This is a genomic window from Streptomyces sp. NPDC002773 (assembly GCF_040295605.1).
Taxonomy (GTDB): Bacteria; Actinomycetota; Actinomycetes; order Streptomycetales; family Streptomycetaceae; genus Streptomyces.
In genome coordinates this window covers 242,724-263,161 of sequence record NZ_JBEOVO010000002.1, presented here as the reverse complement: position 1 = coordinate 263,161, position 20,438 = coordinate 242,724, and the positions used below count along the sequence as shown (strand labels likewise).

Sequence of the window (20,438 nt, the reverse complement as noted above, 5' to 3'; positions counted from 1 at the left end):
GGTGAAAGGCCCCCTACGGGTGCTTACTGCTTGCCGCAGTTCGAGGCCAGCTTCTGCTCCTCCGCGGTGAGGGTGGGACCCGGGGACGGAGCGGCTGTGGTGGGCTTGGGGTCAGGGGTGGCGGCGTCGCCGGGCTTCTCGGTCGGCGGCTTGCTCGCCTGGTCGGCGGCCTTCTCGGCGGCCTCGCGGCGCTGCTCGGACTTCTTGCAGGCCGAGGCCTGCGCCGCCAGCTCGGCGATCTTCGTCTCGGCCTTGCCGAGGCTGCCGCCCGCGATCGTGTCCTCGACCTGCTTCCGCTGGTAGGCGGGGAGGTACTTGAGTTCGATCTCGGGGTGGTCCTTCTGGACCTTCGAGAGCGAGACCCAGGCCAGGTCCTGGCTGATGCCCTGGTACAGCGCCACGTGCTGGTCCTTGGAACCGACGAAGTACTGCGTCTGCGTCCAGCGCCAGCCGCCGTAGAGACCGCCGCCGACGACCGCCAGGACGAGGACGAGGAGGAAGGAGCGCTTGAGCCACTTGCGGCCGGGGCGCGGCTTCACGAAGTCGTCGTCCGTGTACGACTCGAAGGAGCCCTGCGGGGGCATGCCGCCGTAGCCGTGGTCGTCGCCGCTGCCGGGCGGACCGAAGCCGCCGGCGGGCGGCTGCTGGTGCGCGGCCGTGCGGCCGAGACCGGAGGCGCGGCCGGCCGGGGTCTGCATCGCCCCGCCGTCGTTCAGCTGGGCCTGGTTCTCCGCGACCGCGCCCACGATGACCGGGGTGTCGCTGAGGTGGCCGGCGAGGGTGTCGCCGCCGTCGACGTCGAGGACGTCGGCGACGATCACCGTGATGTTGTCGGGGCCGCCGCCGCGCAGCGCGAGCTGGATCAGCTCCTGCACGGTCTCCTGCGGGCCCTGGTAGCTGGCGAGGGTGTCCTCGAGCGTCTGGTGCGAGACGACGCCGGACAGGCCGTCGGAGCAGATCAGATAGCGGTCGCCGGCCCGGACCTCACGGATGGAGAGGTCGGGTTCGACGTGGTCGCCGCTGCCGAGCGCGCGCATGAGGAGCGAGCGCTGCGGGTGGGTGGTCGCCTCTTCCTCGGTGATCCGGCCCTCGTCGACGAGCCGCTGGACCCAGGTGTGGTCCTGGGTGATCTGGGTGAGGACGCCGTCGCGGAGCAGATAGGCGCGGGAGTCGCCGACGTGCACGAGACCGAGCCGCTGGCCGGTCCACAGGAGGGCGGTGAGCGTGGTGCCCATGCCCTCCAGCTGCGGGTCCTCCTCGACCATCATCCGGAGCTGGTCGTTGGCGCGCTGCACCGCCGTACCGAGCGAGGTGAGGATGTCGGAGCCCGGGACGTCGTCGTCGAGCGTGACGAGGGTGGAGATCACCTCGGAGGAGGCGACCTCACCGGCGGCCTGGCCGCCCATGCCGTCGGCGATGGCGAGCAGCCGGGGACCGGCGTAGCCCGAGTCCTCGTTGCCCTCGCGGATCATGCCCTTGTGCGAACCCGCGGCGAATCGCAGGGACAGACTCATGCGCACCTGCCCTGTCGCCGCTGCATCGGGGTACGGCCGGTCTCGACCCACACTGCCCACCCTCCGGTCGCTCCGGTCACGCCGGTCGCCTCGTTCGCTCCGGTCGGGAGCGCGGCACAGCCTGTGGCGGGGACCGTCCCGACTCGCTCGCTCCGCTCGCGCCTATTCATGATGTAGCACTACTTCCGCAGCTCGATGACGGTCTTGCCGATGCGGATCGGCGCGCCCAGCGGAATCGGTGTGGCGGTGGTGAGGCGGGTCCGGTCGAGATACGTGCCGTTGGTGGACCCGAGATCCTCGACGATCCACTGGCCGTCCCGGTCCGGGTAGATCCTGGCGTGCCGGCTGGACGCGTAGTCGTCGTCCAGGACGATCGTCGAATCGTGCGCCCGGCCCAGCGTGATCGTCTGCCCCTGGAGGGCGACGGTCGTGCCGGTGAGGGTGCCCTCGGAGACGACCAGCTTGGTCGGGGCGCCGCGGCGCTGCCGCCCACCGCCCGCGCTCTGCTGGCCGCGCTGCTGCGGAGGCGCGGCAGCCTGCCGCGCCTGCTGTTGGGATCGCGCCTCCTGGCGCCGTGAACCTCGCTGGGTCACCCGCGTACCGAAGAGGTCGCTACGGATGACCTGGACGGCCACGATGACGAACAGCCACAGAACGGCCAGGAAACCCAACCGCATGACCGTCAGGGTCAGCTCTGACATTGCCCCCGCTTCACCCTTCGGCTTGCCGGTAAACGATGGTGGTACTACCCACGACGATCCGCGAGCCGTCGCGGAGCGTAGCGCGGGTGGTGTGCTGCCCGTCCACCACGATGCCGTTGGTGGATCCCAGATCCTGGATCGTCGAGGGCGTTCCGGTCCGGATCTCGCAGTGCCGGCGGGAGACGCCGGGATCGTCGATCCTCACGTCCGCGTCGGTGCTGCGGCCGAGGACCAGGGTCGGGCGGGAGATCTGATGGCGGGTGCCGTTGATCTCGATCCAGTGGCGCACCCGGGTGCCCGCTCCGCCGTGGGTACCGGCGCCGGGCATGGCGCCGGCTCCGCCCGCGGCGGCCGTCGGCCGGGGGCCGGGGGCGCCGGGCGGCGGGGAGGCGGGCATGGGCGGGGCGCCGGCCGGGGGGTACCCGTAGCCGCCGCGGCCGCCCTGTGCCGGGCCAGGCTGCTGGTGTGCGTGTCCGCCCGCGGGCGGCTGAGGCTGTGACGTACTCGACGCGAGCGTGCGGCTGCGAACGCGGTACAGGCCGGTCTCGAGGTCCTCGGCCTTCTCCAGGTGGACCTTGATCGGGCCCATGAAGGTGTACCGCTGCTGCTTCGCGTAGTCCCTGACCAGGCCGGCGAGCTCGTCGCCGAGCTGTCCCGAGTAGGGGCTGAGACGCTCGTAGTCCGGTGTGCTCAGCTCCACGATGAAGTCGTTGGGGACGACGGTCCGCTCGCGGTTCCAGATCTGCGCGTTGTTGTCGCACTCGCGCTGGAGCGCGCCGGCGATCTCGACCGGCTGGACCTCGGACTTGAAGACTTTGGCGAAGGTGCCGTTGACCAGACCTTCGAGACGCTGCTCGAAACGCTTCATGACTCCCATGGGGCACCTCCTCCGTCGTTGTCGTCCTGGTACTGCTTACTGATCGTATCCACGCGTCGGGAAATCGGCTGGTTCCCCTTCTCTGCCCTGTGGACGAGTGTCACCTCTCACAGGCTTTCCCCACGGATCGTAGAGGCGGGCTGTGGACAGTGTCCCGCACCCGGCTGTGGGAACGGCGGCTCGGTCCGGCTGCGGGGGCGGTCCGTCCCCTTCCTCCCTCTCCTTCCTCCCTCTCCGGCCCTCCCTCTCTCCCCTCCTTCCCGCTTCCGTGCTTCTGTCCCTTCCTCACCTTGGTCTTCCCGAGCGGAGCCGAAACAACGGATGTGAATCCACGGTCTGCGACGTGCTAATCTTCTGATGTCGCCAGGCACTCGCACCGAAAAGTGAGAGAGCCCGGAGCACACCCAATGCGCGGGTGGCGGAATAGGCAGACGCGCTGGATTCAGGTTCCAGTGCCCGAAAGGGCGTGGGGGTTCAACTCCCCCCTCGCGCACCAGACGGAAGCCCCGTAGGTCATCGACCTACGGGGCTTCCGCGTTGTCGGGTGCGTGTGAGGCTTCCCACGTCTCGTGGTGGTCGGGTGCGACTTTGGTCGTCGGCGGCCGAGACGAAAGAGGGAAGTCCTGGCGTCGGGCCGCGGCCTACGGTGCGAGCGTGGACGTTATGTCGAAGTCGGGGACCCGGAGTTCGTACGGGGTCGGGGCCTTGCTCGCTGCCGGTTGGGCCTGGTTCGCGGTGCCGGGGCAGTGGTCGGGGCGCAGGACCACCGGTGAGGTGGCGCTCGCCGCGGTCGTCGCGCTGCTGGGCGCCGGGACCGAGGACCTGCTGGGCGGCGAGGGCTGGCGGCTGGCCGGGGTGGCCGCCGGTTCCGCCGCGCTGTCGCTGGTGCGGCGCAGACTTCCCGCGAGCGTGCTCGTCCTGACCGCGGGGCTCACGCCCTTCGTGCCCGGCTTCGGCCCCCTGCTGCTCGTGGTCGGCTGGTCGTCCGGCCGGTACATCGCGGGCGTCGGGCGGGCGCTTGCCGCGTTCATCGCCGCCTTCGTCCTGAACGTCGGGGGGAGCCTCGTCGGGCCCTGGGACCGGCAGCGGCTGCTCGCCGTCGCCCTCACGGCGACCCTCTACTACCTGGGCACCACGCTGGCTCCCGGGCTCGCCCACCGCTACTGGACCCAGCGGCGGACCCTGCTGCACGCGCTCCAGGAGCGCAACGCCCAGCTGCTGCGGGAGCGGACGATGGTTGCCTGGCAGGCGCGGCTGAGAGAGCGGCAGCGGATCGCCCAGGACATGCACGACAGCCTCGGGCACCAGCTGGCCCTCATCGCCGTGCACACGGGCGCCCTCGAGGTGGACCGGGAGCTGAGCGAACGGCAGCGCGAGGTGGTGGGGGTCCTGCGGAACGCCTCGGTGACCGCGATGCACGAGCTGCGGGAGGTCGTCGGGATACTCCGCGACGGCGTCGAGGCCGTCGACGGGACGTCCCCGGCACCCGGGCGGGCCGGGGACGAGACGGGGCGGGCCGCACGGGGGATCGCGGGCATCGAGGGGCTCGTGGAGGCGGCACGGGCGTCCGGCACCTCGGTCGGGCTGAGACGGTCGGGGGAGGAGCGGACGCTGGCGCCGGCCGCCGACCACGCCGCGTACCGGATCGTGCAGGAGGCACTGACCAACGCCTACAAGTACGCGCCGGGAGCGCCGATCGGTGTCGAACTGCGCTACGAGCCGGACACCTTCGTCGTGGAGGTCCTCAACGAGAGGCCGACGGACGGGCCCGCGAAGGACGTGGTGAGCGGCGGGCAGGGACTGGACGGACTCGCCGAGCGGGCCCGCCTGGTGGGAGGCATGTGCCATGCGGGTCCGGCCGACGGCGGCGGGTTCCGGGTGGCCGGGATGCTGCCGTACGGGGCGGCGCCCGTCGCGGAGGCAGCGCCTTTGGTCGATGTGGCCGACGACTTCCGGCAGCAGACCACGAAGCCGCTGGTGGGCGATGGTCGTCCGGTCGTGGTCGGACCGGCCGACTGGACGTTCACGGAGCGGGAGCTCGCGATGGCGATGCGTGGGGGCAGGGGCAGAAGTACGGGCGGTTCGATCGCGCTGGGCTGCGGGATCTCGTTCGCGGCGCTCGTGCTGCTGGTGGTGGCTGCGGGGTTCGGCCTCTACTTCCTGGTGGGCTCGCTGAAGGAGGGGATGATCGACCCCGAGCAGTACGACGCGGTGAAGGTGGGGGCGTCCGAGGAGGAGGTCCGTGGCCTGCTTCCGTCGGGGGACACGATCGCCACCGCGGGTCTGAGCGGCAAGGGGCCCGCAAGACCGGAGGGTGCCGACTGCCTGGTGCTGATGTCCTCGGAGATGGGTGAGACCTTCGAGACGGAGCCTGTCTTCCGGTTCTGTTTCAAGGACGGCAAGCTGATCGAGAAGAAGTCGTACGAGGTCGAGGCGCGGTAGCGCTCATCCGCCCGTACCGAAGGGGTGGGGGAACAGCGGTGGCAGGGCAGTCGATCAGGGTCGTGATCGCCGACGACGAGCCTCTGATCAGGGCCGGGATCCGGATGATCCTCACCTCGGACCCGGAGATCGAGGTCGTCGGCGAGGCCGCTGACGGCCGGGAGGCGGTCGAGGCGGCTCGGTCGCACGCCGCCGACGTGGTGCTCCTCGACATCCAGATGCCGGTGCTCGACGGTCTCTCGGCCCTGCCGGAGCTGCGCCGGGCGGCGCCGAAGGCCCGGGTGATCGTCCTGACGACCTTCGGGGAACGGGAGAACGTGCTGCGGGCGCTCGAGCACGGCGGGGCCGGGTTCCTGCTCAAGGACACGGCCCCCGCGGAGCTGATCCGGGCCGTACGGGCGGCCGCGGCGGGCGACGCGTATCTGTCGCCGGCGGCGACCCGGCACGTGGTGGAGCGGCTGGCCGGCGGCCGGGAGGCGGCTCGCGCGGAGCAGGCGCGGGGGAGGGTCGCGGCGCTGAGCGAGAAGGAACGGGACGTACTGGCGCTGCTCGGAGAGGGGCTCTCCAACGCGGACGCGGGGAAGCGGCTGCACATGAGCGAGGCGACGGTGAAGACGTACGTGAGCCGGATCCTCGCCAAACTGGACTGCGAGAACCGGGTGCAGGCGGCGCTGCTGGCCCGGGACGCGGGGCTGTAGGGGCCGGGGCAGCGGGATCGGGGGCGGCGGGATCGGGGGCGGCGGGCTGGGGGGCTCAGCGTGAGGGGCCCTCGGGGAGGTCGGTCGGGGGGTCGGTCGGGTCGGCGGCGTTGTAGCGGAGCAGGTAGGCGGCGAAGCGGGCGAGGTCCTCGGCCGGCCAGTCCTTGAGGCGCTCCTGGTAGGCCGCGTGACGGCTCGTCCGGGCCGAGGCCAGCACCTCGGTGCCCGCTTCGGTGGGGTGCAGGACGTGCACGCGGTGGTCGTCGGGGGCGGGGCGGCGCTCGATGAAGCCGAGCTTCTCCAGGGCCGCGATCTGGCGGCTGACCGTCGACTTGTCCAGCAGGTAGTGGGCCGCGAGGTCGGTCGCGCGGCAGCCGCTCTGCTCCTCGATGTGGGCGAGGAGCGTGTACGAGACGAGCGGGAGTTCGGGGTGGACCCGGGCGGCTGCGGCGCGTGCCCGGCGGGCGAACGCCGTCAGCTCGCGCTGGATGACGTCCACGGACACCTCGCGTGGGGGTTCTGCGGCGCCGGTCATGGTGGCTCCCTCGTCGGCGGGCGGGCACGGTTCGCCTGCCACGGACTTTCAGTTGTATAGTACAACGGTTGTTTAGTTGTAAAAGCCAACCATGGAGGTCTCGGTGTCCGCAGGATCGAACACCACCGGGGCGTTGCGGCACGTCCTCGGACATCTGCTCACCCCGCTGCTGATGTGCGTCGGCATGGGACTCGCCTACCTCGGCGCCTTCCACGCCCCCGAACCCCACGACCTGCGCGTCGACGTCGTCGGCTCCGGGCCCCCCGCCCAGATCCTCGCGCAGACCCTCCAGGACAAGGGGGCCGGCGCCCTCGACGTCCGTACCGTCGCCGACCGGGACACGGCCGTCACCGCCTTGCGCGAGCAGGGCAGCTTCGGCGCCTACGTCCCCGGCGAGAAGCCCGAGCTGCTCGTGGCCTCGGCCTCCTCCGACACCAGCGCCATGGCCGTCGAGAAGCTGTTCACCAAGGTCGCCGCCGGCCAGGGCGCCCCGCTCGAGGTCACCGACGTGGCGCCCGCCGCCTCCGGCGACCCCACCGGGCAGGGCGTCTTCTTCCTGCTCGTCGCCCTCAGCATCGGCGCGTACGCCTCGGTCGCCGTCATCGGTGGAGCCGGCGCCGTCCTGCCCATGCGGATCCGGGTCCTCCTCGCCGCCGGGATGTCGCTCGTCGTCAGCCTGATCGGGACGCTCTTCGCCGGGCCGGTCTTCCACCTGGTCGATCAGGGACTCGGCAGCGTGTGGGCGCTGTCCTGGCTGTACGCGGCGGGCATCCTGCTCGTCGGCGTCGGCCTCCACACCTTCCTGCGCCGCTGGACCACCCTTGGCGTGATGGTGCTGTTCGTCATGCTCAACTTCACGAGCTCCGGCGGCATCTACCGGCCCGAACTCCAGCCCGGCTTCTTCGGCGCGCTGCACTCCTTCTGGAACGGCGCGGGCTTCGTCGAGGGCGTACGCGGCCATGTGTACTTCGACGGGCACGCGCTCGGCGGGCACGTCCTCGTCCTCGCCCTCTGGTTCCTCGCCGGAGCAGCTCTCGTCGTCGCCGCCGGGATCACGGAGGCGAGGCGCGGACGCGCGGGCGGCCTGGGGCAGGGTCCGCACGGAGAAGCCGAGGCCGAGGAGGAGGTGGAGGAGGCTGTGGCGGTCTGAGGGTTGTCCACAGGCTGCGGGCGGCGTTGTCCACAGGGGGAGACGGTCCCTCGGGTACGGCGGTACCGTCAGCCCCGGATGATGTTGGACTTCGCATCGGGGGAGGGCGCGCCATGGACGAGATCCTGGCCGGAGTACCGGGACAGCGCGGTACGGACGAAGGGCTGGAGGGCGTGCGCGTGCCGCACGTGCCGGGGTTCGCGCGACGCACCGCCCTCATGGGCGGGACCGCCCACAAGCAGCAGGGCAAGAAGCTCCGGGAGCTGGTCCCGCGCTCCGCACACCGTCAGCCGGCCCTCGCCGACGACCGCCCGGACGCGGTCAGGGCCGTAGAGGAGTCGAGCCGGGACCGCGTCCCCGAGCTCGCCCCGATACGGGTCGGCAGGATGTCGGCGAGCCCCTTCGCCTTCCTCCGTGGATCCGCCGGACTCATGGCCCACGATCTCGAAGCCACCCCCGTCACCGGGATAGCCGCCCAGCTGTGCGGTGACGCCCACGCCGCCAACTTCGGCCTCTACGGAGACGCCCGCGGCCGGCTCGTCATGGACCTCAACGACTTCGACGAGACCGTCGTCGGCCCCTGGGAGTGGGACCTCAAGCGGCTCGCCACCTCCCTGGTCCTCGCGGGCCGCGAGGTGGGCGCGAGCGAGGAGATGTGCCGGGCCGCCGCCTTCGACACCGTCGGCGCCTACCGGCGCACCATGCGCCTGCTCGCCCGGCTCCCCTCGCTCGACGCCTGGAACGCGATAGCCGACGAGGAACTCGTCTCCCACACCGACGCCCGTGATCTCCTCGGCACCCTGGAACGGGTCTCCGCCAAGGCCCGCAACAACACGAGTGCCCGGTTCGCCGCCCGGTCGACCGAAGCGGTGACCGACGCGGAAGGCGGCGGCCGCAGGTTCGTGGACGCCGCCCCGGTGCTGCGCAGGGTCCCGGACGCCGAAGCCGCCGCCGTCGCCGCCGCCCTCGGCCCGTACCTGGAGACGGTGTCCGAGGACCGGCTGCCGCTGCTCGCGCGGTACGCCGTCCACGACGTGGCCTTCCGGGTGGTCGGCACCGGCAGCGTCGGCACCCGTTCCTATGTCGTCCTGCTCCTCGACCACCGGGGAGAGCCGCTGGTGCTCCAGGTGAAGGAAGCCCGGCCGTCCGCGCTGCTGCCGCACCTGCCGGCCGCGGGCTTCACCGTGGCGGAGCCCGGCCACGAGGGGCGACGGGTGGTGCTCGGACAGAAGCGGATGCAGGTCGTCAGCGACATCCTGCTCGGCTGGACCACCGTGGACGGGCGCCCCTTCCAGGTGCGTCAGTTCCGCAACCGGAAGGGCAGCGTCGACCCCGCCGCGCTCACCGTCGAGCAGGTCGACGACTACGGGCGGATGACCGGGGCGCTGCTCGCCCGCGCCCACGCCCACAGCGCCGACCCGCGCCTGATAGCCGGGTACTGCGGCAAGAACGAGGAGTTCGACGAGGCCGTCGCCTCCTTCGCCGTCTCGTACGCGGACCGCACCACCGCCGACCACGCCGACCTGCTCTCGGCCGTCCGCGCGGGCCGCATAGCGGCGGAACTGGGCGTCTGACGTCCGTCGCGGGAGTGAGAGCGAGAACGAGGCAGGAGAGCGAGGGCAGGAGGGGGAGGGGAGGGGGAGGGAGGGGGGGAGGCCCCCCCGAGGCCCGTAGGCTGGGGGGACGAGGCGGAACGAGGACTGGGCGGGCGTGGACGTGAGCGTGGACCAGGGTGTGAACGAGGAGCCCGGGGACGAGCGGCCTGAGGCGCGGCTTGAGCGGGCTGTGCGGGTGGCTGAGCAGGCTCTGATCGAGTTCGAGATCGCCGTCGAGACCTTCCGGGTCGAGGTGGACAACTTCTCGCGGCTGCACCACCAGAAGCTCGGCCCGATGTACGCGCGGCTCGACGAGCTCGACGCCCGGATCGCCGAGGCCCGGGCGGCGCGCAGCGGTGACCCGGAGGATCTGCTGCGGGCGCAGGAGGCGCGGGCGGCGGTCATGCCGATGCCCGGGGTGGACGAGCTGTTCCACGACTGGATCGACTCCGACGGCCTCTCCCCCGAGGCCGAGGCCATGCTCACCGACCGGCCGGTGCAGCCGCCGAAGCGGGTCCGTCCCAGCGACGAGGTCCGCAGGCTCTACCGGGAGCTGGCCCGCAAGGCCCACCCCGACCTGGCCCGTGAGGAGGCCGAGCGCAAGCGGCGCGAGGAGTTCATCACGCGGGTGAACGCCGCCTACGCCCGGGGCGACGAGGCGCTGCTGCGTGAGCTCTCCGCGGAGTGGGAGGCCGGTCCCGTACCGGCGGAGGAACGGCTCAGCGAGAGCGAGGAGCTGTACGCGCGCCTGGAGTGGCTCGCGCAGCGCAAGGACATGCTGTCGGCGTTGGCGCGCGAGCTGGAGGAGAGCGCGATCGGCGCGATGCTGCGGATGGCCCCGGACGACCCGGACCGGCTTCTGGAGGAGATCGCGGAGCAGCTGCTCGCGCAGGTCTCCGAGCGGGAGAACGAGCTGTCCGAGCTGGTGCAGTAGGTTTTTCCGTGCGCTCGAGTTCCTTCGGGCGGTACTGACGAGAGAAGGCCGGTCCCATGAATTTCTCCCCGCTGCCCTCGGTGGACGCGGCTTCCGTGCCGGCGGATGGCCTGGTGCTGGACGTCAGGGAGGACGACGAGTGGGCGGCCGGTCACGTCGAGGGCGCGCTGCACGTGCCGATGAGCGACTTCGTGGCCCGCTTCGGTGAGGTGACGGAGGCCGTGGCCGAGCAGGGTCGCGCCTATGTGATGTGCCGGGTCGGCGGCCGGTCGGCGCAGGTCACGCAGTATCTGGTGCAGCAGGGCTTCGACGCGGTGAATGTCGACGGCGGGATGCTCGCCTGGGACGGTGCCGGGCGTCCGATGGTGTCGGGGAACGGCAGCCCGGCCTTCGTCCTCTGACGTCCGGCGGCCGGTCAGCCGAGGGGGTGGGCGGCCAGTAGGTCGCCCAGGGCCTCCTCGTGGGCCGCGGCGGGGCCGAGAGACAGCTCCAGGTGCTTGGCCCAGGCGTGGTAGCGGTGCAGGGGGTAGTCGGTGTCGGCGCCGAAGCCGCCGTGCAGGTGCTGTGCGGTCTGCACCACGCGCCTGACCCCTTCGGAGGCCCAGATCTTCGCGACGGCGATGTCCCCGGCGGCGGGGAGCGCTCCTTCGGATGCGCTGGAGAGGCGCCAGGCGGCCTGCCAGAGGGTGGCCTCCATGGCGCGCAGGTCGATGTAGCGGTCGGCGGTCTGGACGGCGACGGCCTGGAAGGTGGCCACGGGGTGGCCGAACTGTTCCCGCTTCCCGGTGTACTGGCTCGTCATGGTGAGGACGGCCTCGCCGAGACCGAGGGCGAGCGCGCAGGTGCCGGTGGTGAGGAGGGCGCGCAGCCATTCCCAGGCGCCGTCGGCGTCGATGAGGTGGGTGTCGTCGAGGCGTACGGAGTCGAGTCGTAGTTCGGCGAGGAGTTCGCCGTGGGTGGAGTACTGCGCGGTGAGGGCGAGGCCGTCGTGTGCGCGGGGCAGCAGGGCGAGCACGGTGCGTCCCTCGGGGGTGTGCGCGGGTACGGCGACGAGGTCGGCGCCGTGGGCCCAGGGGACGGCGGTCTGGAGGCCGTCGAGGATCCAGGTGGTGCCGTCGCGGCGGGCGGTGACGGCGCGTTCGGCGGGGTCGTGGCCGGTGCGTCCCTGGGAGGCGGCGGTGAGGACGAGTTCGCCGCGGGAGACGCGGGGGAGCAGTTCGGCGGCCGTGTGCCGGGGGGCGTACCGCTCGACGGTCATGGCGACGGCGCTGGTCTCCAGGAGGGGGACGCGGGCGAGGACGCGGGCCGACTCGCGCAGGACGAGGCAGAGTGCGACGGGGTCGAGTCCGGCGCCGCCGTGTTCCGGGGACACCACCATGCCGAGCAGGTCGGCGGCGGCGAGGCGGGACCAGAGGGGTCGGTCCAGGTCCTCGGACACGGCACCCGGGGTGAGGGCGGGGCTGGGTACCGCGTCGGGCGCGACGTCCGTGAAGATCGCCTTGGCCGCCTCGACGGCCGCCTGCTGCTCTTCGGTGAAGGTGAAGTCCACTGCCCTGCCCTCCCGTTGCTGCCGCTGTTCTCCTGACGATCCGTCAAGATAGAACAGGTTCTAGTGGAAGGGAATGGCTGCGGCGGTGTCCGGGCTCCGGCGGCGCGGTGCCGGCTTCGTCAGCGGTCGAAGTCCAACTCCACGTCCGGCGTGACCGGATGGGACTGGCAGGCCAGGACGTATCCGGCTTCGGTCTCCTCCGGTTCCAGCGCGTAGTTGCGGTCCATCCGCACCTCTCCGCCGACGAGGAAGGCGCGGCAGGTGCCGCACACCCCGCCCTTGCAGGCGTACGGAGCGTCCGCGCGGGCGCGGAGCACGGTGTCGAGGAGCGTCTCCCCCCGGTCCACCGGCCAGCTGCCGGACCGGCCGTGGAGGGTCGCGGTCAGGGTGGCGTGTGCGGGGGCGTCGGCCGCGGGGACCGCGGCGGGCGCGGAGCCGTCGTCGACGTGGAAGATCTCCTGGTGGATCCGGCCGCGGTCGACCCCGAGGCCGCGCAGCGCCCGCTCGGCGCCCTGTACGAGCCCGAACGGGCCGCAGAGGAACCAGCCGTCGATCGCGTCGACCGGCAGCAGCGCGGGCAGCAGCTCGGCGAGCCGCTCGCGGTCGAGACGGCCGGACGGCAGACCCGCCTGCTGTTCCTCCCGGGACAGCACGGTGACCAGCTGGAAGCGGTCGGGGTAGCGGTCCTTCAGGTCGGCGACCTCGTCGAGGAACATCGTGGACGCGGCGGTGCGGTCGCTGCGGATCAGGCAGAACCGGGCCTCCGGTTCGCGGGCGAGCAGGGTGGCCGCGATCGACAGGACGGGGGTGATGCCGCTGCCGCCGACGACCGCCGCGAAGCGGCCCGGGCGCGGGGTGAGCGAGAAGCGGCCCATGGGTTCCATGACCTCGACGAGGTCACCGACGGCCAGTTCCTTGAGCGCGTACGTCGAGAACGAGCCGCCGTCGACGAGCCGGATGCCGACGCGCAGGACGGGGGGCTCGCCGACCGGGGCGGCGGGGGCGCAGATCGAGTACGTGCGGCGGATCTCCTCGCCCTCCTCGCCGGTGCGGCGCAGGGCGAGGTGCTGGCCGGGGAGGTGCCGGTACGCCTCGTGGAGTTCGGGCGGCACGGCGAAGGTGACGGCCACGGAGTCGTCGGTGAGCCGCTCGACCTCGCTCACCCTGAGCGGATGGAACCCGGCGCGCCCCGGGGGACCCTCCCGGCGGGGGCTGGGGGAGCCTGAGGTCACCATCTACAACTCCTTGAAGTGGTCGAACGGTTCGCGGCAGGCGGTGCAGCGGCGCAGTGCCTTGCACGCGGTCGAGGAGAAGCGGCTCAGGAGCTCGGTGTCGGTGGAGCCGCAGTGGGGGCAGCGGATCGCCAGGGTCAGCGGCACCGGTCCTGCGGCCGGGCCCTGGGGGCGCGGCGGGGCGACGCCGAACTCGGCCAGCTTGCGTCGCCCTTCCTCGCTGATGTCGTCGGTGGACCACGCGGGGGCGAGGACCGTGACGACGGAGACCTCCGGCACTCCGTGCTCGTGGAGTGCGCGCTCGATGTCCGAGGACATGGCCTCGACGGCGGGGCAGCCCGTGTACGTCGGGGTGAGGGCGACCTCGACCCGGCCGGGTCCTGTGACCTGGACGCCTCGCAGCACGCCGAGCTCCGCCAGGGTGAGGACGGGCAGCTCGGGGTCGAGGACGGCGCCGGCGATCCGGCTCAGCTCCTCCTCGAGGGCGGTCATGGTCACCATGTCGCCCCCGGGTGGCTGCGGTGCAGGTGCTGCATCTCGGCGAGCATCGGTCCGAAGGGCTCGGTGTGCAGCCCCTGCCGGCCGGCCCCGGCGCGCCAGGCGCCGGTGCGCGGTCCGGAGGGGACGGTGAGCGTGGCTCTGCCGAGGACGTCCGTGACCGACGCCAGCCAGGCGCTCTCCATGGCCGCGTGGTCCACGTCGAGGCCTTCGACGGGTTGGAACAGCTCTCCCGTGTACCGCCAGAGGGCGTCGCACGCTCGGCTCATCCGCTCGTGGCTCTCGGCGGTGCCGTCGCCGAGCCGCAGGGTCCACTGCTCGGCGTGGTCCTGGTGGTAGGCCACTTCCTTGACGGCCTTGGCGGCGAGTCCGGCGAAGGGCCCGTCCCCGGCGGCCAGCTGCCCGTACAGCAGGCGCTGGTAGGTGGAGAAGTAGAGCTGTCGGGCGATGGTGTGGGCGAAGTCGCCGTTCGGCTGCTCGACCAGCTGGACGTTCCGGAAGGAACGCTCCTCGCGCAGGTAGGCCAGTTCGTCCTCGTCGCCGGCGAGCGAGAGCAGGATCCGGGCCTGGCCGAGGAGGTCGAGCGCGATGTTGGCCAGGGCGACCTCCTCTTCCAGGACGGGGGCGGAGCCCGCCCACTCCCCCAGTCGGTGGGAGAGGACGAGGGCGTCGTCGCCGAGGGCGAGGGCGGCTCCGGTGGGCACGGCGGCCTCACGCGTGTCGGGGGTGCTCACAGGTGCTTCACCCCCTCCGGGATCTCGTAGAACGTGGGGTGGCGGTAGGGCTTGTCCGCGGCCGGCTCGAAGAAGGGGTCCTTCTCGTCGGGCGAGGAGGCGGTGATCTCCGTGGAGGGGACGACCCAGATCGACACGCCTTCGCTCCTGCGGGTGTACAGGTCGCGGGCGTTGCGCAGGGCCATCTCCGCGTCGGGCGCGTGGAGACTGCCCGCGTGGGTGTGGGACAGTCCGCGGCGGGAGCGCACGAACACCTCCCACAGGGGCCAACCGTCGCTCGTCATGCCTGTGCCTCCCCGTGCTTGCCGGTGTGCTTGTGCTTCTCCGCGTGGGCGGCGGCCGCTTCCCTGACCCAGGCGCCGTCCTCGTGGGCCTGGCGCCGCTTGCTCAGCCGCTGGTCGTTGCAGGGGCCGTTGCCCTTCAGGACGTCCCGGAACTCGGCCCAGTCGATCGGGCCGAAGTCGTGGTGCCCGCGCTCCTCGTTCCACCGGAGGTCCGGGTCGGGGAGGGTGAGTCCGAGCGCCTCGGCCTGCGGCACGGCGATGTCGACGAAGCGCTGCCGCAGCTCGTCGTTGGAGTGGCGCTTGATCTTCCAGGCCATCGACTGGGCGGAGTGCGCCGACTCGTCGTCCGGCGGGCCGAACATCATCAGGGAGGGCCACCACCAGCGGTCCACCGCGTCCTGCGCCATCGCGTGCTGGGCCTCGGTGCCCCGGGAGAGGGCGAGCAGCGCCTCGTACCCCTGGCGCTGGTGGAAGGACTCCTCCTTGCAGACCCGGACCATCGCGCGGGCGTACGGCCCGTACGAGCAGCGGCAGAGCGGGACCTGGTTGGTGATCGCGGCCCCGTCCACCAGCCAGCCGATCGCGCCGACGTCGGCCCAGGTCAGCGTGGGGTAGTTGAAGATCGAGGAGTACTTCTGGCGGCCCGAGTGGAGCTTGTCGAGCAGCTCGTCGCGGCTGGTGCCGAGGGTTTCCGCCGCGCTGTACAGGTACAGGCCGTGGCCGGCCTCGTCCTGGACCTTGGCCATGAGGATCGCCTTGCGCCGCAGCGAGGGCGCGCGGGTGATCCAGTTCGCCTCCGGCTGCATGCCGATGATCTCGGAGTGTGCGTGCTGCGCGATCTGCCGGACGAGTGAGGCCCGGTAGGCCTCGGGCATCCAGTCGCGCGGTTCGATCCGCTCGTCGGCGGCCACGGCGGCGTCGAACACGGCCTCGTGGGCGGCCTGCTCCGCCGCCACGGCCGTGTCCGACACGCCGGGCACGCCCGTGGTCCCTGCCGTCCTTGCCGTCACTGCGGTCATCAGACCCCCTACCGACCGATCGTTCGGTTGAATGACTTCAATGGTGAGTCGACGGCCCGTATGGTGTCAACCCTGTGGATAACCGAGGTGGGCCGATCGAGATCGGGGCGGAATGGACGCGTACGTCGAGAAGGACGCCGACGCGGAGCGCGCGACCACCGGGATCATGGCCCTCTCGCTGCCCTACCAGGTCGTTATCGCCGTGGCGCTCGCCGTCGCCGGGGTGTTCGCCTGCGTCCATCTGGCGATGGTGTTCCTGCACGTGGCGCCGTCGAACACGCTGACCAAACGGCACGGCCAGGCCGTCGACGACTGGGTCTATCCCGAGTTCGAACAGAACTGGAAGCTCTTCGCTCCCAATCCGCTCCAGCAGAACATCTCCGTCGAGGTCCGCGCCGAGCTCGCCACCCTCGACGGCGCCCTCCGCACCACCGACTGGATCGACCTCACCGCCCAGGACACCGAGGCGATCCGCCACAACCCGATGCCCAGCCACGCCCAGCAGAACGAACTCCGCCGGGCCGTGGACTTCTATCTCAACTCGCACTCCGACGACGACCACCCCAACGGGTCGCGCGGCCGCCTCTCGGAGGAGTACATCCGCCGGATCGCGGTGCTCCGCCTCGACGCCCTCCCCGCCCTCGAAGGCCCCGACGGGCAGGCCGTCGCCGGTGACGTGCGGCGGGTCCAGCTCCGTACCGTCACCCGGCCCGTCGGGGCCCCTCGGTGGAGCTCCGAGAAGACCGACACCGCCCCCTCCTACCGCGACTTCCCGTGGTGGCCGGTGACCGAAGCCGACCGGCCCACCGAAGCCGACCGAAGCCGCGTGGAGGCGGGCCGATGAGCACCCCCGTCCCCACCCCCGCCCCCACTCCCCCGCCCACCGGCACCGCCACGCGCGCGCGTACCCGCGAGCCCCTCGACCGCCGGCTCGCCCGCGCCGTCCAGACCGTCACGGGCCGTTCCCTCGGCCCGTACCAGACCGCGATCGTGCGGATCGGCTTCTCGCTGACCTGGCTGGCCTTCCTGCTGCGCGAGCTGCCGCACCGCCACGAGCTGTACGGCCCCGACGGCCCCTGGTCCTGGGAGATGGCCCGCCGGCTGATCGCCGACAACCGGTCCTTCACCGTCCTCATGTGGTCGGACGGCCGGATCTGGTTCGAGCTCGTCTACGGGCTCGCCGTGCTCTCCGCCGTCCTACTCCTGGTCGGCTGGCGCACCCGGGCCGTGTCGGTGGTCTTCATGGTCGGGGTGCTCTCGCTGCAGAACCGCTCCGTCTTCGTGGGTGACGGCGGCGACAACGTCCTCCACCTCGCCGCGATCTACCTCGTCCTGACCCGCTGCGCCCAGGTGTGGTCACTCGACGCCCGGCGGGCGGCCCGTGACGCCCGCGCCGCCCGCGCGGGCGGACCACCGCGCGACGACCGCGTCGGCCCGCTGCTGTGGACCGTGCTCGGCGGCTTCCTCCTCGCCACGACCTGGTTCAGCGAGACCACAGGCGAGTGGTGGCTGCCGGTGCTGCTGTGGGTCCTGTGGCTCGGGAACGGCCTGTGGTGGCTGGTCCGCCGGTACGCGCCGGAGGAACCGCGCACCCTGCTCGACGCCCTCGCCCACCTCGCGCACAACGCCGCCCTCTTCGTGATCATGGCGGAGGTCTGCCTGATCTACGCCACGGCCGGCTGGTACAAGATCCAGGGCTCGCGCTGGCAGGACGGCACCGCCCTGTTCTACCCGCTGAACCTCGACTACTTCACACCCTGGCCCGCCCTCTCCGAGCTGCTCGGGTCCAGCGGGGTCATGGTGATGCTGCTGACCTACGGCACGGTGCTCGTCCAGGTCGCCTTCCCGTTCACGCTCTTCCACCGCAAGGTCAAGAACGTCCTGCTGGTCGCGATGATGCTGGAACACGCCGGAATCGCGGTGATCCTCGGACTGCCGGTCTTCTCGCTCGCGATGATCTCCGCCGACGCCGTGTTCCTGCCGACGCCGTTCCTGATGGCGCTCGGCGCGTGGGTCGTACGGGGCAGGGAACGGCTGCTGCGGCGCGCGCCCGCCGGGCCGCTGCCCGAGCAGCGCCGTACGGGTGAGGAGCACGGTCCCCGTACCCTCGTCGGGTGAGCACCACCAGCACCACCGACGAGCAGCCCGCGGCCGAGGCCGTCGAGCCGGTCCAGTACGACGAGGGCTTCGGTCCCGAGGTCGGCGTCGGACCGCACCCGAAGCCGTGGCCCGAGGGCGAGCGGTACGACCCCGAGCTGCTCGCCGACGGCGACCGGCGCAACGTCGTGGACCGCTACCGGTACTGGACGCGGGAGGCGGTCGTCGCCGACCTGGACACCCGGCGCCACGACTTCCACGTGGCCGTGGAGAACTGGGGCCACGACTTCAACATCGGCTCGGTGGTGCGGACCGCCAACGCCTTCCTGGCGAAGGAGGTCCACATCGTGGGCCGAAGGCGCTGGAACCGCCGGGGCGCCATGGTCACCGACCGCTACCAGCACGTCCGGCACCACCCGGACACCGAGTCGCTGACCTCGTGGGCGGCCGCCGAGGGCATCCCGGTCATCGGCATCGACAACCTGCCGGGCGCCGTACCGCTGGAGCGGACCGCGCTGCCCCGCCGCTGCGTGCTGCTCTTCGGACAGGAGGGCCCGGGACTCACCGAGGAGGCCCGCGCCCACGTCGAGATGGTCTGCTCGATCGCCCAGTTCGGCTCGACGCGCTCGATCAACGCCGGGGCGGCCGCCGCCATCGCCATGCACGCGTGGGTGCAGCGCTACGCCGAGATCGAGAGCCCGCGGTAGGGCCTGTCCGACGGTTTCCGCCGCGTGGAGGCCCCCCGTGGGCCTCCACGCGCGCGTGCCTCAGGCCTGGCGGCGGACCTCCACCACCCGGAAGCGGTTGGAGACGAAGGCGCCGTCGCACAGGGCCGCGTTCGCCGCCGGGTTGCCACCGGAGCCGTGGAAGTCGGAGAACGCGGCGGTCTGGTTCACGAACACCCCGCCCGTGAGGTTCAGCGAGAGCTGGGCCGACTCCTCCAGGCAGACCTCCTCCACCGCGCGCTCGGTCTCCGCCGAGGTCGTGTAGGCCCCGACCGTCATGGCGCCCTTCTCCCGGACCGTGCGCCGCAGCAGCTCCAGGGCGTCGTCGGTGGAGTCCACCGAGACGGCGAAGGAGACCGGCCCGAAGCACTCCGAGAAGTACGCGGCCTGGGCGTCCGGCTTGGAGCCGTCCAGCTTCACGATGACCGGCGTACGGACCACGGCGTCCGGGAACTCCGGGTTCGCCACCTCACGGGAGGCGAGCGCCACCTCGCCGAGACCCGCCGCGGCCTCCAGGCGGGCCTTCACGTCCGGGTTGACCAGGGCGCCGAGGATGCCGTTCGCCCGGGCGTCGTCGCCGAGCAGACCGTCGACCGCCGCCGCGAGGTCGGTGACGACCTCGTCGTACGACCGGGGGCCCTGATCGGTGGTGATGCCCTCGCGGGGGATCAGGAGGTTCTGCGGGGTGGTGCACATCTGGCCGCTGTAGAGGGACAGCGAGAACGCCAGGTTGGACAGCATCCCCTTGTAGTCGTCGGTGGAGTCGACCACCACCGTGTTGACGCCGGCCTTCTCGGTGTAGACCTGCGCCTGTCGGGCGTGGGCCTCCAGCCAGTCGCCGAACTCGGTGGAGCCGGTGTAGTCGATGATCCGGATCTCGGGGCGCACCGCCAGGGTCTTGGCGATGCCCTCGCCCGACCGCTCGACGGCGAGCGCGACCAGGTTGGGGTCGAAGCCGGTCTCGGCGAGCACCTCACGGGCGACGCGGACGGTGAGCGCGAGCGGCAGGACCGCGCGCGGGTGCGGCTTGACCAGGACCGGGTTGCCGGTGGCCAGGGAGGCGAACAGGCCCGGGTAGCCGTTCCACGTGGGGAAGGTGTTGCAGCCGATCACCAGGGCGATGCCGCGGCCGACCGGGGTGAACTCCTTGCTCAGCTCCAGGGGGTCGCGCTTGCCCTGGGGCTTGGACCAGTCGGCCCGCCCGGCGGGGGTGCGGGTCTGCTCCGCGTACGCGTACGCCACGGCTTCGAGGCCGCGGTCCTGCGCGTGCGGGCCGCCGGCCTGGAACGCCATCATGAACGCCTGCCCGCTGGTGTGCATGACGGCGTGGGCGAACTCATGGGTGCGGGCGGAGATCCGGGCGAGGATCTCCAGGCAGACCAGGGCGCGGGTCTCGGCGCCCGCGTCGCGCCAGGCCGCCGTCCCCGCGCGCATCGCGGGGAGCAGGACGTCGATGTCGGCGTGCGGGTACTCGATGCCGAGCGACGGGCCGTACGGCGAGGTCTCGCCGCCGGTCCAGCCGTCCGTGCCGGGCTGGTCGAGCTCGAAGCGGGTGTTCAGCAGGGCCTGGTGGGCGGCGAGGCCGGCCGCCGCGTCGAGCGAGCCGTCCGCCCCGTACGCCTTCGGGTGCTCGGGGTGCGGCGACCAGTAGGCACGGGTCCTGATGGTGTCGAGCGCCTGGTCGAGCGTGGACCGGTGCTTCTCGGCCAGACGGTCGGTGGTCAGCTGAGCGGTGGCCATGGATGGACCAACTCCTCGTCGAGCTGGGCAGGGAGACGCGTACGGAGTTAGAGTAACCGAACGATCGGTCGGGACAAGGGGGTCCGTCGATCCTGTGGAAAACCCATCGGGGAG

20 protein-coding genes and 1 tRNA gene are annotated in these 20,438 nt (G+C 72.0%); 10 read left to right on the top strand and 11 right to left on the bottom strand.

The features are described 5' to 3' along the window. Nucleotides 1–23: 23 nt before the first annotated feature. From ABT034_RS03825 to ABT034_RS03815, 3 genes are all read right to left on the bottom strand, one after another. Nucleotides 24–1,514, bottom strand: a complete 1,491-nt coding sequence (locus ABT034_RS03825; protein WP_351210909.1) for a Stp1/IreP family PP2C-type Ser/Thr phosphatase — start codon at nucleotides 1,512–1,514, stop codon at nucleotides 24–26. Between the two features lie 179 nt (nucleotides 1,515–1,693). Beyond that, nucleotides 1,694–2,215 carry an FHA domain-containing protein FhaB/FipA gene (locus tag ABT034_RS03820; protein ID WP_351210907.1) on the bottom strand — a complete coding sequence of 174 codons (522 nt, stop codon included), beginning with the start codon at nucleotides 2,213–2,215 and terminating at the stop codon, nucleotides 1,694–1,696. A gap of 10 nt (nucleotides 2,216–2,225) precedes the next feature. Beyond that, a complete protein-coding gene (locus tag ABT034_RS03815; protein WP_351210905.1) occupies nucleotides 2,226–3,092 on the bottom strand; it encodes an FHA domain-containing protein in 867 nt (288 codons plus the stop codon). Nucleotides 3,093–3,501: 409 nt separating this feature from the next. Between ABT034_RS03815 and ABT034_RS03810 the strand changes: the two genes are divergently transcribed. The 3 genes from ABT034_RS03810 (at nucleotide 3,502) to ABT034_RS03800 (ending at nucleotide 6,232) form a co-directional block, all read left to right on the top strand. After that, a tRNA-Leu gene (locus ABT034_RS03810) sits at nucleotides 3,502–3,588 on the top strand. A gap of 167 nt (nucleotides 3,589–3,755) precedes the next feature. Beyond that, nucleotides 3,756–5,534, top strand: coding sequence for a sensor histidine kinase (locus ABT034_RS03805; RefSeq protein WP_351211392.1), 1,779 nt, complete (start codon nucleotides 3,756–3,758; stop codon nucleotides 5,532–5,534). Nucleotides 5,535–5,572: 38 nt separating this feature from the next. Next, entirely contained in the window at nucleotides 5,573–6,232 is a 660-nt protein-coding gene (locus tag ABT034_RS03800) for a response regulator transcription factor (protein WP_351210903.1), read from the top strand. A gap of 55 nt (nucleotides 6,233–6,287) precedes the next feature. On the opposite strand, the gene ABT034_RS03795 is transcribed toward ABT034_RS03800, so the two are convergent. Further along, nucleotides 6,288–6,767, bottom strand: coding sequence for a MarR family winged helix-turn-helix transcriptional regulator (locus ABT034_RS03795; protein ID WP_351210901.1), 480 nt, complete (start codon nucleotides 6,765–6,767; stop codon nucleotides 6,288–6,290). Nucleotides 6,768–6,858: 91 nt separating this feature from the next. Here ABT034_RS03795 and ABT034_RS03790 point away from each other — a divergent pair, with 91 nt between their 5' ends. The 4 genes from ABT034_RS03790 to ABT034_RS03775 all read left to right on the top strand — a co-directional run bounded on the left by ABT034_RS03790 (nucleotide 6,859) and on the right by ABT034_RS03775 (nucleotide 10,847). After that, nucleotides 6,859–7,917 carry an ABC-2 transporter permease gene (locus ABT034_RS03790; protein WP_351210899.1) on the top strand — a complete coding sequence of 353 codons (1,059 nt, stop codon included), beginning with the start codon at nucleotides 6,859–6,861 and terminating at the stop codon, nucleotides 7,915–7,917. 113 nt (nucleotides 7,918–8,030) lie between these two features. Next, the gene (locus ABT034_RS03785; RefSeq protein WP_351210897.1) at nucleotides 8,031–9,491 is read left to right on the top strand and encodes a DUF2252 domain-containing protein; all 1,461 of its coding nucleotides are present in this window, start codon (nucleotides 8,031–8,033) and stop codon (nucleotides 9,489–9,491) included. A gap of 136 nt (nucleotides 9,492–9,627) precedes the next feature. Next, nucleotides 9,628–10,446, top strand: coding sequence for a hypothetical protein (locus ABT034_RS03780; protein WP_351210895.1), 819 nt, complete (start codon nucleotides 9,628–9,630; stop codon nucleotides 10,444–10,446). 56 nt (nucleotides 10,447–10,502) lie between these two features. Further along, nucleotides 10,503–10,847 carry a rhodanese-like domain-containing protein gene (locus ABT034_RS03775; RefSeq protein WP_351210893.1) on the top strand — a complete coding sequence of 115 codons (345 nt, stop codon included), beginning with the start codon at nucleotides 10,503–10,505 and terminating at the stop codon, nucleotides 10,845–10,847. A gap of 14 nt (nucleotides 10,848–10,861) precedes the next feature. Here ABT034_RS03775 and ABT034_RS03770 read toward each other — a convergent pair whose 3' ends face one another. The 6 genes from ABT034_RS03770 to paaA all read right to left on the bottom strand — a co-directional run bounded on the left by ABT034_RS03770 (nucleotide 10,862) and on the right by paaA (nucleotide 15,762). Continuing rightward, a complete protein-coding gene (locus tag ABT034_RS03770) occupies nucleotides 10,862–11,995 on the bottom strand; it encodes an acyl-CoA dehydrogenase family protein (RefSeq protein WP_351210891.1) in 1,134 nt (377 codons plus the stop codon). A 119-nt stretch (nucleotides 11,996–12,114) separates the two neighbouring features. Next, complete coding sequence (locus ABT034_RS03765; protein ID WP_351210889.1) at nucleotides 12,115–13,230, bottom strand: 2Fe-2S iron-sulfur cluster-binding protein; 1,116 nt, start codon at nucleotides 13,228–13,230, stop codon at nucleotides 12,115–12,117. Next, on the bottom strand, nucleotides 13,231–13,728 hold the full coding sequence (gene paaD / locus ABT034_RS03760) for a 1,2-phenylacetyl-CoA epoxidase subunit PaaD (RefSeq protein ID WP_351210887.1): 498 nt from the start codon (nucleotides 13,726–13,728) through the stop codon (nucleotides 13,231–13,233). Continuing rightward, nucleotides 13,722–14,459, bottom strand: a complete 738-nt coding sequence (gene paaC, locus ABT034_RS03755; RefSeq protein ID WP_351210885.1) for a 1,2-phenylacetyl-CoA epoxidase subunit PaaC — start codon at nucleotides 14,457–14,459, stop codon at nucleotides 13,722–13,724. The genes paaD and paaC overlap by 7 nt, the downstream gene beginning before the upstream one ends. Then, nucleotides 14,456–14,743, bottom strand: coding sequence for a 1,2-phenylacetyl-CoA epoxidase subunit PaaB (gene paaB, locus ABT034_RS03750; RefSeq protein ID WP_015034815.1), 288 nt, complete (start codon nucleotides 14,741–14,743; stop codon nucleotides 14,456–14,458). Before paaB ends, paaC begins: the two co-directional genes overlap by 4 nt. Then, nucleotides 14,740–15,762, bottom strand: a complete 1,023-nt coding sequence (gene paaA / locus ABT034_RS03745) for a 1,2-phenylacetyl-CoA epoxidase subunit PaaA (RefSeq protein ID WP_351210883.1) — start codon at nucleotides 15,760–15,762, stop codon at nucleotides 14,740–14,742. Before paaA ends, paaB begins: the two co-directional genes overlap by 4 nt. 112 nt (nucleotides 15,763–15,874) lie before the next feature. On the opposite strand from paaA, the gene ABT034_RS03740 reads away from it, so the two are divergent. The 3 genes from ABT034_RS03740 to ABT034_RS03730 are packed head-to-tail and all read left to right on the top strand — an operon-like array spanning nucleotide 15,875 to nucleotide 18,566. Next, complete coding sequence (locus ABT034_RS03740; RefSeq protein ID WP_351210881.1) at nucleotides 15,875–16,606, top strand: DUF5819 family protein; 732 nt, start codon at nucleotides 15,875–15,877, stop codon at nucleotides 16,604–16,606. Then, complete coding sequence (locus ABT034_RS03735) at nucleotides 16,603–17,880, top strand: HTTM domain-containing protein (protein ID WP_351210879.1); 1,278 nt, start codon at nucleotides 16,603–16,605, stop codon at nucleotides 17,878–17,880. Before ABT034_RS03740 ends, ABT034_RS03735 begins: the two co-directional genes overlap by 4 nt. Next, nucleotides 17,877–18,566, top strand: coding sequence for a TrmH family RNA methyltransferase (locus ABT034_RS03730; RefSeq protein ID WP_351210877.1), 690 nt, complete (start codon nucleotides 17,877–17,879; stop codon nucleotides 18,564–18,566). Before ABT034_RS03735 ends, ABT034_RS03730 begins: the two co-directional genes overlap by 4 nt. A gap of 60 nt (nucleotides 18,567–18,626) precedes the next feature. On the opposite strand, the gene paaN is transcribed toward ABT034_RS03730, so the two are convergent. Next, nucleotides 18,627–20,324 (bottom strand): phenylacetic acid degradation protein PaaN, encoded by a 1,698-nt coding sequence (gene paaN / locus ABT034_RS03725; RefSeq protein WP_351210875.1) that lies wholly within the window; start codon nucleotides 20,322–20,324, stop codon nucleotides 18,627–18,629. Nucleotides 20,325–20,438 lie beyond the last annotated feature (114 nt).